The sequence below is a fragment of the Aestuariivirga litoralis genome (assembly GCF_003234965.1).
Lineage (GTDB): Bacteria > Pseudomonadota > Alphaproteobacteria > Rhizobiales > Aestuariivirgaceae > Aestuariivirga > Aestuariivirga litoralis.
In genome coordinates this window covers 201,416-216,430 of record NZ_QKVK01000008.1, presented here as the reverse complement: position 1 = coordinate 216,430, position 15,015 = coordinate 201,416, and the positions used below count along the sequence as shown (strand labels likewise).

Here is a 15,015-nt window from a genome sequence, read left to right as displayed (position 1 = left end):
GGGCGCACACGCCCGAGGGCGAAGGTCCCACCGGCTGGGGCGCGCGCGCCGGCCTCACCTTCCTGTTCCCGGAGAAGTAGCCCTCTTGGGGCGGCGGGCGGTCGCTGCCGCAAATGTGAACGGAAAACTGATTCATCCGGGGAAATAAAGTTGCCTCTGCTATTGCGGAGTCGCGGCCGGTTGCCCTAGGGTGCGCGCTCAACTGTGTTCTTCATCGAGGACGGAGGCTCCCCCCATGTGCGGAATCGCTGGAATTCTCTACAAGGGCAGCGCTGCTGCCGATGCCCGGGTCGGCAAGGCGCTGATCGACATGCTGGATGCCTGCCAGCACCGCGGACCCGACTCCACGGGCTTCTCGCTCTACCGTGACCCGGTGCCGGGCCACCTGCGCCTGCGCTTCATCGTGGGCGACGGGGACGAGGCCAAGGCGGCGATTGAGCGCGTCAAGCAGAAGCTCACCGAGTTCCAGGCCAAGATCGTGGAGGAGGAGCACAAGGGCTCGTCCTTCGCGGTGCTCGTCAAGTTCGACGGCGACCTGCAGAAGTTCGCCTTCGAGATGGAGCATGCCGCCAAGCTCTCCTCCATCGGCGAGAGCCTCGACATCATCAAGGACCTGGGCGGCGCCTTCGACGTCGACAATGTCTACAAGATCGACGGCTTCAAGGGCACCCATGGCATCGGCCACGTGCGGCTTGCGACCGAGTCGGACGTGGCACCCGAAGCCACACACCCCTTCTGGGCCACCGGCTTCTCCGACATCTCGATCGTCCACAACGGCCAGATCACCAACTACTACAAGATGCGCCGCAGGCTGGAAAAGCAGGGCTACTTCTTCAACACCGACAATGACTCGGAACTGATCGCCGTCTACCTCGCCGACAAGCTGAAGCACGGCTTCACGCTGAAGGACGCGCTCAAGACCTCGATCGACGACCTCGACGGCACCTTCTCCTTCCTCGTCTCGACCAAGGACGAGATCGGCTATGCCAAGGACAAGCTCGCGGCCAAGCCGATGGTCAAGTACGAGGACGACAAGATCATCGCCATCGCGTCTGAAGAAGTGTCGCTCAACCGCCTCTTCCCCGGCCGCGCCCTCAACACCTCTGAACCTGCTCCCGGAACCTACGACACATGGCAACGATCGATCTCAGCGTAACGCCCGTCCGCGAAGCCAACGAGCGCTTACGCAAATATGGCGCAGACGGCATCGACGTCGAGGTGCTGAACCCCGACGCGCGGCACCATATCGGCGTCGGGCTGACGTCCCCTATCAACGTGCATATCCGCGGTTCCGCCGGCTATTTCTGCGGCGGGTTGACGGACGGACCGCGCTTCCTCGTCGACAACAATGTCGGCTGGGGCGTGGGCGACAACATGCTCAACGGCTCGATCGTGGTGAATGGCAATGCGTCCGCCATTCCGGGCGTCGCGATCCGCGGTGCCGAGATCGTGGTCAAGGGCAACATCGGCTCGCGCGCGGGCCAGGTGATGAAGGCCGGCACGCTCTTGGCCTGCGGCAACGCCAGCTTCATGGCGGGCTACATGATGTATGGCGGCCGCCTGATCATCCTCGGCAATTCCGGCGAGAAGGTCGGCCAGGACATGACCGGCGGCGACATCTATGTCGCCGGCAAGATCGGTGAGATGGGCACCGACGCGATGCTCACCGATCTTCCCGCCAAGGAGCGCGATGAGATCCTCGCCTTCCTCGACAAGTACAAGATCCCCTTCACCGGCACCTTCCAGAAGATCGTGAACGCCGGCAAGAAGCTGCGCTACCCCAAGACCGAGCCGCGCCGCCGCGCCATTCCCTTCTTCGAGAGCTTTGCGGACAATTCCTACTGGAACGCCAAGGTCCAGGAGGACATCCACATCAAGTCGCAGATCGGCCGCTACCGCATCCGCGGCTATGGCGCCGCGCGGCCCATGCCGCACATTTCCGACATCGCCTTCAAGAAGGACATCCGAATCGGCGCCATGACCGATCCGGACGTGCTCTCCAAGGTGCATATGAAAACCGAGGTGGGCGGCCGTTCGGGCGCCAACCCGCTGAAGCTCTCCATGCCGGTGATGATTGCGCCCATGTCTTATGGCGCGCTGTCGAAGTCGGCGAAGCTGGCACTCGCCATCGCCTCGCGCCTCTCCGGAATCTCGGAGAACACGGGCGAAGGCGGCATGTCGAAGGAGCAGCGCGAGGAGGCCTCGCAGCTGATCTACCAGTGCCTCGCCGGTCGGCTTGGCTGGAACATCCACGACATGCAGAAGGCCAATGGCCTCGAGATCTACATCAGCCAGGGTGCCAAGCCGGGCCTCGGCGGCCAGCTGATGGCCAAGAAGGTGACGCCGGAAATCGCCCGCATCCGCGGCATCCCGGCGGGCATCGACCTGCGCTCGCCCTCGCGCCACCCGGACGTGCTGGGCGCCGACGACCTCGTCATCAAGGTCGAGGAATTCCGCGAGGCCACCGGCTATCGCGTGCCGGTCTCGGTGAAGCTGGGCGCGGGGCGCGTGCGCGACGACATCAAGATCGCGTGGAAGGACGGCTTCGACTTCGTGGAACTCGACGGCATGCAGGGCTCGACCGGTGCGGCGGGCAACGAGGTGCTCGAATTCGTCGGCATCCCGACGCTCTCCGCCATCCAGGAAGCGCGCGATGCGCTGACCGAGGTGGGCGGGCTCGACATGCCCATCGTGCTGATGGGCGGCATCAAGGACGGCATCGACACCATCAAGGCGCTGGCGCTTGGCGCCCATGCCGTGGCGGTGGGCACCTCGGCGATCATCGCCGGCGGCTGCATTGCCTGCCTCCAGTGCCATGCCGGCACCTGCGTCACCGGCATCGCCACGCAGGACCCCGAGCACGAGAAGCGCTACAACATCCCCGTGGAAGCCCAGAACATCCACCACTACCTCGAAAGCGTGCGCTGGCAGATTGCCGCCATCACCCACGCGCTGGGCTACAGCGACCCGCACCAGGTGAGCCGCGACGACCTCGTGGCGCTGACGCCCGAGGCGGCCGCGATCACCAGGCTTCCCTATCACCCCGAATATCGCGAGCGCGACCAGGACCTCCGCAGGGCCTCCTGATCCTCCATACCAGGACCAAGACGATGAGCACGAACGTCATCACCGTGTACGACATCAACCGTGTGCGCCCGCCCAAGGCGCCGGCACGCGATGATGTGCAAGACCCGCACTTCGTTCCGGCCCCCTGCCAGGTGGCCTGCCCGGTGGGCACCGATGCGCCCTCCTACATCGGCTTCATCTGGGAAGAGAAATATGCGGAGGCCTTCGAGGCCATCACCGCGACCAACCCCTTCTCCTCGATCTGCGGCCGCGTCTGCGACGCGCCCTGCGAGCCGGCCTGCCGCCGCGCGGACTCGGATGGCCCCATCGCCATCCGCAACCTCAAGCGCTACGTGATGGACAAGCTCGGCAATGATCATCATCTCCCGCCCGTGCACGTGACGCGCAAGGAGACGGTGGGCATCGTCGGCGCCGGCCCCGCCGGCCTCACCGCCGCGCAGGACCTGGCCGAAGCGGGCTTCGAAGTCCATGTCTACGAGATGATGGACAAGCCCGGAGGCATGATGGTGTGGGGCATTCCCGGCTTCCGCCTGCCGCCCGGCATCATCGCCGAGGACATGAAGCGCCTGTTCAAGCACTGCCCGGGCATTCACCTGCATTGCGGCGTGACGCTGGGCAAGGACGTGACGCTAGATGAGCTGAAGCAGCGCCATGCCGCGGTGCTGATGACCATCGGCTCGTGGTGGGGCAAGCCCATGGTCATCCCCGGCGAGACCCACAAGAACGTGATCGACGGCGTGGGCTTCCTGCGCCGCATCAATGCGGGCGAGCGCCCGACGCTGCCGGAGAAGGTCATCGTGGTCGGCGGCGGCGACGTCGCCATGGACGCCTGCCGCGCGGCACTCCGCATGCCCGGCGTGAAGGAAGTGAAGGTCGTCTATCGCCGCGGCCCCAAGGAAATCCCGGCCCGCAAGGAAGAGCTGCACCAGGCCATCCTCGAGAACATCGAGGTGATCTACAACACCCAGCCCGTGGAGGTCGTCGACAAGGGCGGCGCGATCGCGCTGCGCTGTGTGGAGACCCGCATGGGCCAGCCCGGCCCCGATGGCCGCAGGAAGCCCGAGACGGTTCCGGGCTCCGAGCGCGACATCGACTGCGGCATGGTGATCATGGCCGTGGGCCAGAAGGCCGAGAGCGCCGAACTGGACGCCAAGGGCCTGATGGCGGGCGACCGCGTGAAGACCGACTGGAACTCCATGCGCACCGAGGACCCGAAGGTCTTCGCCGCGGGTGACGGCGCCTTCGGCGGCTCCACCATCGTCATGGCGATGATGCACGGTCATCGCGCCGCGCATTACGTGAAGTCGTTCCTCGACGGCATCGCCGAGCCGCTGCCCTATCGCACGCCCTACAGGACGCGCCGCGTTCCGGCGGCACAGGACATCAACTGGGAAGTCTTCCCGCGCCGCGAACAGAAATTCAACGGCCTGGGCGAGAACCCCTCCTCCTTCCCCGAGATCGAGACGACCTACAACGACGTCACCGCGAAGGAAGAGGCCGCGCGCTGCTATCGCTGCGATGCCGAGACCGGCTCGTCGGATTACTCGGTGAAGACGCGCGAGGACATCTTCGTGATGGCCAGGACACCGGTGACCGACATCAAGACGCAGGCGGCGATCCTCGAGAAGCGGCTGAAGCCCAAGGCCAATCCCTTCCCCGAGAACCACCACGCGTCCTTCGACGACCTGGTGCTGCTGCCGGCGAACCTGTCGCGCCTCGTCATCGACCCCTATCGCGATGCCTGCAACACGGCGACCGACATTGCGGGCAAGGTGAAGCTCGAGATCCCGGTGATCGCCGCAGGGCTGGACGCGCTCCCCGCCGAGGCCAAGAACGGCCTCGGCCAGGCGCTCAGCACCGTGGGTTCCGCCTATCTCACCCGCGAACCGCTGCCGCATTCCAAGGCGCCGTGGCTGCAACTGCTCGAGCCCGGCGACACGCCGAACCCCGGTGCCGTGGGCCAAGTCTACGTCATGCCGCAGGGCTTCAGGCCCTTCAAGATCGCGAAGCAGCCGGGCATGATCACCGGCCTCGTTGCCAACTCGCATGACCTCGACAAGGCCATTCCCTTCGCGCTCGAGCACGATCTCGAGATGATGGTGCTCGATGGTTCGTCAGGGATCGCGGGCGAGTGGCCGGAGCTGAAGGGCTACCCCGATTTCGGCGTGCTGCGTGATGCCATGCGCATCGTGCGCAAGATGAACCGTGAGGAAGACATCGACTTCGTCTATTTCGGCGGCGTGCGCTCCGGCACCGATGTCGCAAAATGCATCGGGCTTGGCGCCAAGGCCGGCGCCATCGGCCTGACGCTGGGCATGGCGCTGGGCGGCGAGATGGTGCCGGGCGGCATCGCCTTCTTCGGCGACCGCACGGACGCCGAGCGCGCCGATGGTGCGGCCTCGATCATCAACGCCATGTCGGCGGAAGCCTCCATCATGGCGCGCTGCACCGGCAAGACGGATGTCCGCAACATCGAGCCCGAAGACCTGCGCGCCATCACGCTTGCGAGCTCCAGGGCCTTCGGCATCCCGCTTGCCGGCCAGAAGCGCGGCACGGTGATCGAAGCCGCCGAATAATCGGTTTCAGCTCTGACGTTTCGCTATCCCGGTTCTGTCCTCTCGGGCAGAATCGGGATAGATTGTTTCTGGGCTCGGGAGCATTCTTCACAGCACTTCCCTCCATGCCGTCATTCCGGCGCAGGCCGGAATCCCGCTTCCTTCATCACGCAGGATGATGGAAGCTGGGCCCCAGCTTTCGCTGGGGTGACGGCCGAGAGGGTGGTGACCCGTGGAATGCCAAGTGGGGGCGGCATGGACATCATCATTCTCTTCGTTCTTCTCGTCACGGCATTCGCCATCTGGCGCGAGGCGCACCGTGGGCTGGTGCTCGGCCTGTGGCTGGTCGCCCTGGTGCTGATGATCGGGCTGTTCCGCTATCACGTGACCTCGTCGCTGGGGCTGAGCTTCTGATGAACCTGCTCTCACGCCTCGTCTACTGGAGCCTCAACCTGTGGATCCTCGGCTATACGGTGATCCTCGGCCTCGCGCTCTTCATCCAGTTCGCCTACAGCGAACTGCCCTGCCCGCTCTGCATGCTGCAGCGCTACGCCATGATCCTGAGCACGCTGGGCGCATGGTGGATCGTGCGGCAGGCTGAGGCGGGCACGCTGACAACCGTCGGCTACATGCAGGGCCTCGGCCTCGGCACGCTGGGCGCCTTTGCGGGTGCCGTCTTTGGCGGGCGGCAGGTGATGCTGCACATCCTGCCCGGTGACACGGGCTATGGCGCGCCGGTACTCGGGCTCCACATGTACAGCTGGGCCTTCATCACCTTCGCGGTGGTGATCATCTATTGCGCAATTCTGGGCATTCTCGCCCCGGCTGCGCTGCCGCAGGCCCCGAAGCAGGAAAGTCCCGCCGCCCGGCTCGCCACTGCCGCGGGCCTCGCCTTCCTCGCAGTGGTGGCGATCAACGCCGTGATGATCGTTTTCCTCGAGGGCTTCGCATGGGTGCTGCCGGACGACCCGACCGCCTATGACCTGTTCCGCCACTGAGGCGATTGCCGCGCGCCCCAACTTCGGGCAAACAGGGAGTTGTCTTTAGCAACAGCGGAGGGACACTCCATGACCATGACCGATCTTCCCGATGACAACGACGAGACCGGCCTGTCGCGCCGGCAGGTGCTGGGCGGCGTCGCCACGCTGCTGCTCGCCCCCCTCGCGGTGGGTGCCGCGGAAGCCTCGGCGGCAGCCGGCAGTTCCGGCCGCATCGCCTTCCGCATCACGCGGGCGGGCTTCATCCTCGGCATGGGCGGCGGCACCGGCACGCTGACCTTCAACGGCAAGAAATATCCGCTCAGCATCGGCGGCATCAGCTTCGGCGCCACCATCGGCATTGCATCGGCCGATTTCGTGGGCCGGGTGCGCCACCTGCGCCGCGCGAGCGACATCGCCGGCACCTATTCGGCGGTGGGCGCCGGGCTGGCGGCGGCGGGCGGCGGATCCGTCGCGCGCCTGCGCAATTCGCGCGGGGTGGAGCTCGAAGTCTCCGGCAAGCAGGTGGGCTTCATGGCCTCGATCGACCTGAGCGGGCTGCGCATCAGGCTGACCTGACGCCGGCCGTGCCGTCCGGACGCGCAAACCGATGCGTGGGCATGGGGCTGGGCCTCATGCTCACGATGATTGCCGGCATGGCGCCGGCAAAGGCAGACGAGGCGGTGCCCCTTCTCACATGGGGCGCCTGCCCGCCTGCAGCGGCTGGCGCGGCCAGCACGGCGGCCTTCGAGTGCGCGGAAGCCGAGGTGCCGATGGATTATGCGACACCCGAGGCCGGACGCTTCACGCTGGCGGTCATCAAGCACCCCGCGCGGCGGCCAGCCGAGCGGATCGGCACGCTGTTCTGGAACCCCGGTGGGCCGAGTGATGCGGGCACCGAGTATCTTCCGGCGTCGATCCACGGTTTCCCCGAGGAGGTGCGGGACCGCTTCGACATCATCAGCTGGGACCCGCGCGGCATGGGCGGCCGCAGCCGGCCCGTCATCCAGTGCTTCGACTCGGCCGCGGCGGAGGCGGCCTTCGCGGAGACCCACTTCGGCAGCGGCATTGCGACGACGCCCGAGGCGCTTGCCCATGAGTTCGAGGTGCGGGCCGCCTTCAACGCAGCCTGCATCGCAAGGGGCGGCGAGCTGCTGAAGCACGTCTCCACCGCCGACAATGCCCGCGACCTCGACCTGCTGCGCCGCGCGCTGGGCGAGGAGCGCATCAGCTATTACGGCACGTCCTACGGCACTTTCCTCGGGGCCACCTACATCAACATGTTCCCCAGCCACGTGCGCGCCACGGTGCTCGATGGCGGCGTGGCGCCCTCGGCCTGGATGGGCAATGCGGGCGAGGACCCGGCCCTGTCCACCTTCGTGCGGCTGGGGTCCGACTTCGGCGCGGTGGCCACCGTCGATGCCTTCATGCGGGCCTGCGGCGAGGCATCGGCAAAGGACTGCGCCTTCTCTGCCGGATCGCCCGCGGCGACGCGCCAGAAATGGGCCGCACTGCTGGAGCGTGCCAGGACCGGCGGCATCGTGCACGAGGGCGAGGCTGCCAGCGACGGCGCGATCGTCAGCTATGTGATGAGCTCGGTCTATCTCGTCGACCCGCTGCCGGGCTTCGACCGCTTTCCCGGCTACCGGGCCGTGGCCGAATTGCTGCAGGCCCTGTGGACGAGCGATGCCAAGGCGGCACCCGCCCCGGATGCCGAGCCAGGCACCCAGCCGGCGCCCAGTGCGGCTGCGGCGGCCGAGACCTACGTCACCAGCGGCGGGCGGCAGCTGGCCGTGATCTGCGGCGAAAGCCCGAATCCGGAAAGCCTCGCGGCCAATGTCGCGCAGGTGGAGGCGAGCTTCCGCCGGGCCGGCCTTTCGCCCTGGCCCTTCGGCGCCGCCTGCCGGGGCTGGACGGCGCGGGCCAGCGCCCCCTATGCCGGGCCGTGGAACGTGCCGCTGGACAAGCCCGTGCTGGTGATTGCCAACAGCTTCGACCCTGCCACCGCCTTCGGCAGCTCGGTGCGGCTGGCCCAGGAACTGGCGGATGCGCGCCTGCTGCCGGTGCTCGGCTTCGGGCACACGGTGCTGCTGAACCCCAACCGCTGCGCCCAGGACGTCGTGTCGCGCTACCTGGTCGACCTCGCCCTGCCGCCCACCGGCACTGCCTGCCGCGAGGACCGATCTCCCTTCAGCGGGGGCTGACGGCGCTCAGGCGAGCGGTGCGGCGGCATTGCGCGCCCGTACCAGGCTGATCACCGCCGGCACCAGCAGGACCAGCAGGGCGATGACCAGCAGGGCGAGTGACAGCGGATGGGTGACGAACACCGACGGGTCACCCTGGCTGATGGTGAGGGCGCGGCGGAACTGCGCCTCCGCCATGGGCCCCAGGATGAGGCCGATGATGGCGGGTGCCACCGGAAAGTCATAACGCCGCATGAGGAAGCCGATCACGCCCACCGCGAACAGCAGGACGAGGTCGAACACCGAATTGCTGAGGCTGTAGACGCCCAGCGTCGAGAACACCAGGATGCCGCCATAGAGCAGCGGCTGCGGGATGGAGAGCAGCCGCACCCACAGCCCGGCGAGCGGCAGGTTCAGCACCAGCAGCATGACGTTGCCGATGTAGAGGCTGGCGATCAGCCCCCAGACGAGCGAGCCCGAGGCCGTGAAAAGCTGCGGTCCCGGCTGGAGATTATACTGCTCGAAGGCCGCGAGCAGGATGGCGGCAGTCGCCGAGGTGGGAAGACCGAGTGCCAGCAGGGGTACGAGAACGCCGGCCACGGCGGCATTGTTGGCGGCCTCGGGGCCCGCCACACCCTCGATGGCGCCCTGGCCGAACTCGCGCGGGTTCTTCGCCAGCTTCTTCTCGACATAGTAGGACAGGAAGGTGGGGATCTCGGTGCCACCGGCCGGCAGCGCGCCGAAGGGAAAGCCAATGAGCGTGCCGCGCAGCCAGGGCTTCCAGGAGCGGCGCCACTCTTCCCGCGTCATGAACAGCGAGCCCTGGATGGGCAGGATCACCGCCTCGCGCAGGTCGCGGCGCGAGGCCATGTAGAGCGCCTCGCCCACCGCGAAGAGGCCCACCGCCACCACCACCGTGTCGATGCCGCGCAGCATGCTGGGAATGCCGAAGACCAGGCGCGGCTGGCCGGTGAGGATGTCGGTGCCTGCAAGGCCGAAGGCGAGCCCGATCATCAGGCTGGTGATGCCGCGCACCATGGAGGCGCCGAGCAGCGTCGACACCGTGGCGAAGGCCAGCACCATGAGGGCGAAATACTCCGCCGGGCCGAACATGATGGCCAGCTTGACGAAGACCGGGGCCAGGAAGCTGAGCAGCAGCGTGCCCACCGTGCCCGCCACGAAGGAGCCGATGGCGGCCGTGGCAAGGGCTGCCGCGCCCCGCCCGCGCCGCGCCATCTGGTTTCCTTCCAGCGCGGTGATGATCGAGCCTGATTCGCCCGGCGTATTGAGCAGGATGGAGGTGGTGGAGCTGCCATACATGGCGCCGTAATAGAGCCCGGCGAACATGATGAAGGCCCCTGTCGGGTCCAGCGTGCGGGTGACGGGCAGCAGCAGCGCGATGGTGAGCGCCGGGCCGATGCCCGGCAGGATGCCGATCAGCGTGCCGAGCGTGACGCCGACCAGCGACCACATCAGGTTGATGGGGGTGAGCGCGGTGGCGAAGCCATCCATCAGTGCACTGAAGGATTCCATCACAGCAGTCCCTTCAGAACGCCGGGCGGCAGCTGCAGCCCGAGCAGCCGGGTGAAGGCGAGATAGGTGACGCTCGCCAGCACCACGGCCACCACGCCGTCACGCAGGAAGCGCCGGCTGCCGAAGGCGAAGGACACCGCCATGAACAGGATGATGGCGGCGGGAATGAAGCCCAGCGGCTTCAGCAGGTTGATCTGCAGCACGAGGCCCGCCGCGATGATGGCTACCGCGCCCCAGTCCGTGTCCTGCGCCTCGACCAGGAAGGTGCGGGTCCATGCCTGCCAGGCGATGGCCGCACCCGACAGGGCAAGGCCACAGGAGACGAGCAACGGGAATACCCGCGGCCCCACCCGGGCGTGAACCGGGGGCACGCGCATGTGCATCGCATCCACCGCGATCACTGCCGCGATGGCGATCAGTCCGAGGCCGATCAGAAGACCGGCCAAGGACCTGCTGCGGGAACCGTTCACGGGCGTCCGGGCCTACTGGACGAGTCCGACGCTCTTCAGCACCTCGGTGGTAAGGGCGTTTTCCTTCTCGATCAGCTGGGCGAACTGGTCACCAGGCAGATAGAGGTCGGTCCACTTCTTGTCGGCCAGCACCTTCTTCCAGGCATCGCTCTTCACCGCCTGGTCGACGGCGTCGAGAAGAGCCTTCTTCTGGGCATCGTCAATGCCGGGCGCGGCGACGATGGCGCGCCAGTTGGCGAGTTCGACGTCGATGCCCTGTTCCTTCAGCGTCGGGATGTCGATGCCGGCCTGGCGCTCGGGGGCAGAGATGCCGAGCACGCGCAGCTCGCCCGAGGCGATCTGGCCGCTCCATTCGCTGAGGCCGCTGATGCCCGCCACCACATGGCCGCCGAGGATGGCCGCCAGCGCCTCGCCGCCGCCGGAGAAGGGCACATAGTTGAGCTTGGTCACGTCGCCGCCGGCCGCCTTGACGACGAGCCCCGCCAGGATGTGGTCGGTACCGCCGGCCGAGCCGCCACCGATGGCGACGGAGCCCGCATCGGCCTTCATCTTTGCCGCGAGGTCGGCCAGCGTCTTTACCTCCGAGGCGGCGGGAACCACGATCACCTCATATTCGCCGGTGAGCCGCGCGATGGGCGTGGTCATGCCGAGGTTGACGGGCGACTGGTTGGTGAGGATGGCGCCCAGCATCACGAGGCCGTTCACCATCAGCACGTCGGGCTTGCCCTTTTCCTGGTCGATGAGCTGGGCGAGGCCCACGGTGCCGCCGGCGCCCGGCACATTCTCGACCGTGATGCCCTTGGCGCCGCCGGCGGCCATGACTTCGGCCAGGGCACGTGCCGTCTGGTCCCAGCCGCCGCCGGGCTTGGCGGGGGCGATGATGCGCAGGTTGTCCATCGCCTGCGCGGCACCGGTGAGGAAGGAGGCGCCCGCCATCAGCGACAGGGCGAAGAGGGCGTGCGAGAAGGTCCGTCTGATCATTGTGTTTCTCCCATGTGACGTGCGTTGTGCCGCCGGGTTCTTGCCCGGCGTGCGTGATCGATGATCCGTCACTTCCCTCCTTAGGCTTGCAAACTGTCATGTAACTGTCAGACTTGCCGGCATGCGCATCCTGCTGGTGGAAGACACTGTCGACGTGGGCGAGGCGGTGGCCGCGCGGCTGCAGCGCATGGGCCACGCCGTCGACTGGCAGAGGACCGGACCGGATGCCGAGGCTGCCCTCGAGGTGCAGGCTTACGACCTCGTCGTGCTGGACGTGATGCTGCCGGGCAAGGATGGCATTGCCGTGCTGGGCGGGCTGCGGGCCCGGGGCGCCACGACCCCGGTGCTGATGCTGACCGCTCGCTCGCGCATCGATGACCGGGTGAGCGCGCTCGACTATGGCGCCGACGACTACCTGACCAAGCCCTTCGACTTCCGCGAATTCGAGGCGCGTGTGCGGGCGCTGCTGCGGCGCGGCGGCGGTGCAGCAGTGAGCCTCCTGAGGCTCGGCGACGTGGAATTCGACCAGGCGGCACGCAGCGTGACGGTGGCCGGCCGCCCCTGCGAGCTGACGCGGCGCGAGCTGGCGCTGCTCGAAGTCTTCATGCTGCGCCCGCGGAAGCTCTTCACCAAGGCAGAGCTGATGGAGCAGCTCTTCGGCTTCGACCAGGAGCCAGGCGAAAATGCCATCGAGCTCTATGTCGGACGGCTGCGCAGGAAGCTTGGCCCGGCGCGGCTTGAAATCAGAACGCTGCGCGGCATGGGCTACCAGGCGGTAGAGCATGAGGGCTAGCAGCTCCTCGCTCTTCCTCCGCCTCATGGCGGCGATCTCGGCGGTGCTGCTCGCCGGCGCGGCCCTGCTGGCCTATGCCGCGTCGAACTATGCCCAGCGCGCCGCCGAGAATGCCTATGACCGCCTGCTGGTGGGTGCGGCGGAGCAGATCCGCGAGACGTTGCGCATCGAGGACGGTGCTATCACCACCGACATTCCCGTATCGGCCTTCGTCGCGCTGTCGCTGTCGCGCCAGGAGCGCATTTTCTATCGCGTGGTGGGGCCCGGCGGCGAGACGTTGACGGGCTATGACGACCTGCCCGCGGCGCGCGCCGGGACACCGGGCGACGACCTGTGGGATGCCACCTACCGCGACACCGCCGTGCGCATCGCCACGCTGCGCCAGTTCATGGCCGGTGCACCGCAGCCCGGCTGGGCGACGGTGGTGGTGGCCCACACCACGGCAAGCCGCGCGGCACTCGTCGGCGACCTCACGCTCCGTGCCCTGTTGCTGCTTGGCATCATGTCGGTGATCGCGCTGGCCGGTGTGGCGGCGGCGGCCCGCTTCGCGCTGTCGCCGCTGCACCGCATTTCCGCCGCCCTCGCGGCGCGCCAGCCCAATGACCTGACCCCGCTCGACGTCGAGGCGCCACCGGAGATCTCCGGGTTGGTGCAGGCCATCAACCGCTTCATCGCCAGGCTGTCGGACCGCATGGAAGACCTCCGCCACATCATCGATGATGCCGCACACCAGATTCGCACGCCCGTCACCGCGCTCTCCGCCCAGGTGGACCTGCTGCAGGTGGAAACCTCGCCGGAGCGGCGCCAGCACCAGATCGAGCGCATCGCGGCGCGCACAGCGCAGATCGGGCGGCTCGCGAACCAGCTTCTGAGCCAGACCCTGGTGAGCCACCGCGCCCGCAGCGCCACGCCGGAGCGCCTCGACCTGCGCGACGTGCTGCGCCAGGCCGCGGCCGATGCCGTGCCTGCCGCCCTCGACCGCGACATTGCGGTGAACTTCGACCTGCCGGAAGACCCCGTATGGATCGACGGCGACCCGGTGACGCTGCGCGAGGCCCTGCGCAATATCATCGACAATGCCATCCAGCATGGCGCCCGGAGCCGGCTTCGCCTGTCGGTGCGGCGCGAGGCCGGCACCATCGTGGCGGAGGTGGCCGATGACGGGCCCGGCATCGCGGAGCAGCACTGGCCGATGGTGACCCGCCGCTTCTGGCGCGCCGCGGGCGACGGCGAGGGCTTCGGCCTCGGGCTTGCCATCGCGGCGGACGTGGCGAGGGCGCATGGGGCGCGCCTCGAATTCGCGAGGCTCACCAGTGGCGACTTCGCCGTGCGCATGGTGTTCGGGAAGGACGCCGCATGAGATGGCTTGTCGCACTCCTCTTCATGCTGGCCGGGGCCCCCGCGGCGCTGGCCGAGACCTTCGAATTTCCCTCGATCCTCGACAATCCCGCGCGGCTGCGCATCGAGGGTTCCGGCGACATCGAGGCGATGGGGCCGCTGATCCGCGATTTCCAGTCGCTCAATCCGCAGGTCGCCATCACCTATGTCGATACGCTGACCAACGATCTCTTCGCCCGCCTCACCGCCGCCTGCGACACCGGCAAGGACCTGCCCGACCTCGTCTTCTCATCCTCCGTCGACCACATGGTCAAGCTGGCGAATGACGGCTGCGCTGGGGCCCACGACTCGCGCGAAACACAGCGCCTGCCGGCCCACGCGCGCTGGCGCGACGAGGTGTTCGGCTTCACCTTCGAGCCCGCCGTCATCGTCTACAACAGGAACCTCCTGCCGCCGGAGGATGTGCCGCACACGCGTGACGAACTGGCCGACCTGCTGCGCCGCGACAGCGCCAGGCTCGACGGCAAGGTCGGCACCTATGACATCGCGCAATCCGGCATCGGTTATCTCTTCGCCTTCTTCGACGCCCAGGAGTCAAGCAGCTTCGGCCGCCTCATCGAGGCTTTCGGCCGCGCCCGCGTGAAACTCTTCTGCTGCACCGGCGAGCTGCTGGAGGAGATCGAGCAGGGCCGCATCCTCATCGGCTACAATCTGCTGGGGTCCTATGCCTATGCACGGATGAAGGCTGGTGCACCCATCGGCATCGTGCTGCCGCGCGACTACACCCTGGTGCTGAGCCGTGCCGCCTTCGTGCCCGCGGCAGCGCCCAACCGCGCGGCAGGAGAGGCCTTCCTGGACTACCTGCTGTCGTTGCGGGGCCAGCAGGTGGTGCTGCGCCAGTCGTTCTTCTTCGCCCAGGGGGCACCGCTTCCCGATGGCATCGACGCCGCCCGTGCCGAGAGCCAGACCGGCATCACCAGGCCCATCCCCATAGGCCCTGACCTGCTCGCCGTCAGCGACCGCCAGAAGCGCCAGCGGCTGCTGCGGGTGTGGAATGATTCACTGGGCCTGCACTGATCTGGGCCCTGCGCAAGGGTG

The 15,015-nt window shown here is 67.6% G+C and carries 13 protein-coding genes; 10 read left to right on the top strand and 3 right to left on the bottom strand.

Translation table 11 applies throughout. The features are described 5' to 3' along the window. Positions 1-235: 235 nt before the first annotated feature. The 7 genes from DK847_RS16840 (at position 236) to DK847_RS16815 (ending at position 8,823) form a co-directional block, all read left to right on the top strand. Positions 236-1,156, top strand: a complete 921-nt coding sequence (locus DK847_RS16840; RefSeq protein ID WP_111199693.1) for a class II glutamine amidotransferase — start codon at positions 236-238, stop codon at positions 1,154-1,156. After that, a complete protein-coding gene (locus DK847_RS16835) occupies positions 1,132-3,087 on the top strand; it encodes a glutamate synthase-related protein (RefSeq protein WP_111199692.1) in 1,956 nt (651 codons plus the stop codon). The genes DK847_RS16840 and DK847_RS16835 overlap by 25 nt, the downstream gene beginning before the upstream one ends. Before the next feature lie 23 nt (positions 3,088-3,110). Next, positions 3,111-5,663, top strand: a complete 2,553-nt coding sequence (locus DK847_RS16830; RefSeq protein WP_111199691.1) for an FAD-dependent oxidoreductase — start codon at positions 3,111-3,113, stop codon at positions 5,661-5,663. 234 nt (positions 5,664-5,897) lie between these two features. After that, positions 5,898-6,056, top strand: a complete 159-nt coding sequence (locus DK847_RS20810) for a DUF5993 family protein (protein ID WP_193548209.1) — start codon at positions 5,898-5,900, stop codon at positions 6,054-6,056. Continuing rightward, a complete protein-coding gene (locus DK847_RS16825; protein WP_111199690.1) occupies positions 6,056-6,640 on the top strand; it encodes a disulfide bond formation protein B in 585 nt (194 codons plus the stop codon). Before DK847_RS20810 ends, DK847_RS16825 begins: the two co-directional genes overlap by 1 nt. 69 nt (positions 6,641-6,709) lie before the next feature. Continuing rightward, a complete protein-coding gene (locus DK847_RS16820; RefSeq protein WP_245414652.1) occupies positions 6,710-7,198 on the top strand; it encodes a hypothetical protein in 489 nt (162 codons plus the stop codon). Positions 7,199-7,254: 56 nt separating this feature from the next. Then, positions 7,255-8,823, top strand: coding sequence for an alpha/beta fold hydrolase (locus tag DK847_RS16815; protein WP_161957340.1), 1,569 nt, complete (start codon positions 7,255-7,257; stop codon positions 8,821-8,823). 6 nt (positions 8,824-8,829) lie between these two features. On the opposite strand, the gene DK847_RS16810 is transcribed toward DK847_RS16815, so the two are convergent. From DK847_RS16810 to DK847_RS16800, 3 genes are read right to left on the bottom strand one after another with little or no spacing between them, the layout of a single operon-like run. Continuing rightward, positions 8,830-10,335: a tripartite tricarboxylate transporter permease gene (locus DK847_RS16810; protein WP_111199688.1), complete on the bottom strand. Its 1,506-nt coding sequence runs from the start codon at positions 10,333-10,335 to the stop codon at positions 8,830-8,832. Beyond that, positions 10,335-10,781, bottom strand: coding sequence for a tripartite tricarboxylate transporter TctB family protein (locus DK847_RS16805; protein ID WP_161957339.1), 447 nt, complete (start codon positions 10,779-10,781; stop codon positions 10,335-10,337). The genes DK847_RS16810 and DK847_RS16805 overlap by 1 nt, the downstream gene beginning before the upstream one ends. A 36-nt stretch (positions 10,782-10,817) precedes the next feature. Further along, on the bottom strand, positions 10,818-11,786 hold the full coding sequence (locus DK847_RS16800; RefSeq protein WP_111199686.1) for a tripartite tricarboxylate transporter substrate binding protein: 969 nt from the start codon (positions 11,784-11,786) through the stop codon (positions 10,818-10,820). A gap of 121 nt (positions 11,787-11,907) precedes the next feature. Between DK847_RS16800 and DK847_RS16795 the strand changes: the two genes are divergently transcribed. From DK847_RS16795 to DK847_RS16785, 3 genes are read left to right on the top strand one after another with little or no spacing between them, the layout of a single operon-like run. Further along, positions 11,908-12,579 (top strand): response regulator transcription factor, encoded by a 672-nt coding sequence (locus tag DK847_RS16795; protein ID WP_111199685.1) that lies wholly within the window; start codon positions 11,908-11,910, stop codon positions 12,577-12,579. Continuing rightward, the gene (locus tag DK847_RS16790) at positions 12,569-13,939 is read left to right on the top strand and encodes a sensor histidine kinase (RefSeq protein ID WP_111199684.1); all 1,371 of its coding nucleotides are present in this window, start codon (positions 12,569-12,571) and stop codon (positions 13,937-13,939) included. Before DK847_RS16795 ends, DK847_RS16790 begins: the two co-directional genes overlap by 11 nt. After that, positions 13,936-14,994, top strand: coding sequence for an ABC transporter substrate-binding protein (locus tag DK847_RS16785; protein ID WP_111199683.1), 1,059 nt, complete (start codon positions 13,936-13,938; stop codon positions 14,992-14,994). Before DK847_RS16790 ends, DK847_RS16785 begins: the two co-directional genes overlap by 4 nt. The last annotated feature ends 21 nt before the right edge of the window (positions 14,995-15,015 follow it).

What these genes read in the sequence shown, in the direction of transcription:
- DK847_RS16815 (WP_161957340.1), top strand. Translation starts at nt 7,255, where the DNA reads ATGCTCACGATGATTGCCGGCATGGCGCCGGCAAAGGCAGACGAGGCG.
- DK847_RS16820 (WP_245414652.1), top strand. Translation starts at nt 6,710, where the DNA reads ATGACCATGACCGATCTTCCCGATGACAACGACGAGACCGGCCTGTCG.
- DK847_RS16800 (WP_111199686.1), bottom strand. Translation starts at nt 11,786, where the DNA reads ATGATCAGACGGACCTTCTCGCACGCCCTCTTCGCCCTGTCGCTGATG.
- DK847_RS16830 (WP_111199691.1), top strand. Translation starts at nt 3,111, where the DNA reads ATGAGCACGAACGTCATCACCGTGTACGACATCAACCGTGTGCGCCCG.
- DK847_RS16835 (WP_111199692.1), top strand. Translation starts at nt 1,132, where the DNA reads ATGGCAACGATCGATCTCAGCGTAACGCCCGTCCGCGAAGCCAACGAG.
- DK847_RS20810 (WP_193548209.1), top strand. Translation starts at nt 5,898, where the DNA reads ATGGACATCATCATTCTCTTCGTTCTTCTCGTCACGGCATTCGCCATC.
- DK847_RS16810 (WP_111199688.1), bottom strand. Translation starts at nt 10,335, where the DNA reads ATGGAATCCTTCAGTGCACTGATGGATGGCTTCGCCACCGCGCTCACC.
- DK847_RS16795 (WP_111199685.1), top strand. Translation starts at nt 11,908, where the DNA reads ATGCGCATCCTGCTGGTGGAAGACACTGTCGACGTGGGCGAGGCGGTG.
- DK847_RS16825 (WP_111199690.1), top strand. Translation starts at nt 6,056, where the DNA reads ATGAACCTGCTCTCACGCCTCGTCTACTGGAGCCTCAACCTGTGGATC.
- DK847_RS16840 (WP_111199693.1), top strand. Translation starts at nt 236, where the DNA reads ATGTGCGGAATCGCTGGAATTCTCTACAAGGGCAGCGCTGCTGCCGAT.
- DK847_RS16790 (WP_111199684.1), top strand. Translation starts at nt 12,569, where the DNA reads ATGAGGGCTAGCAGCTCCTCGCTCTTCCTCCGCCTCATGGCGGCGATC.
- DK847_RS16785 (WP_111199683.1), top strand. Translation starts at nt 13,936, where the DNA reads ATGAGATGGCTTGTCGCACTCCTCTTCATGCTGGCCGGGGCCCCCGCG.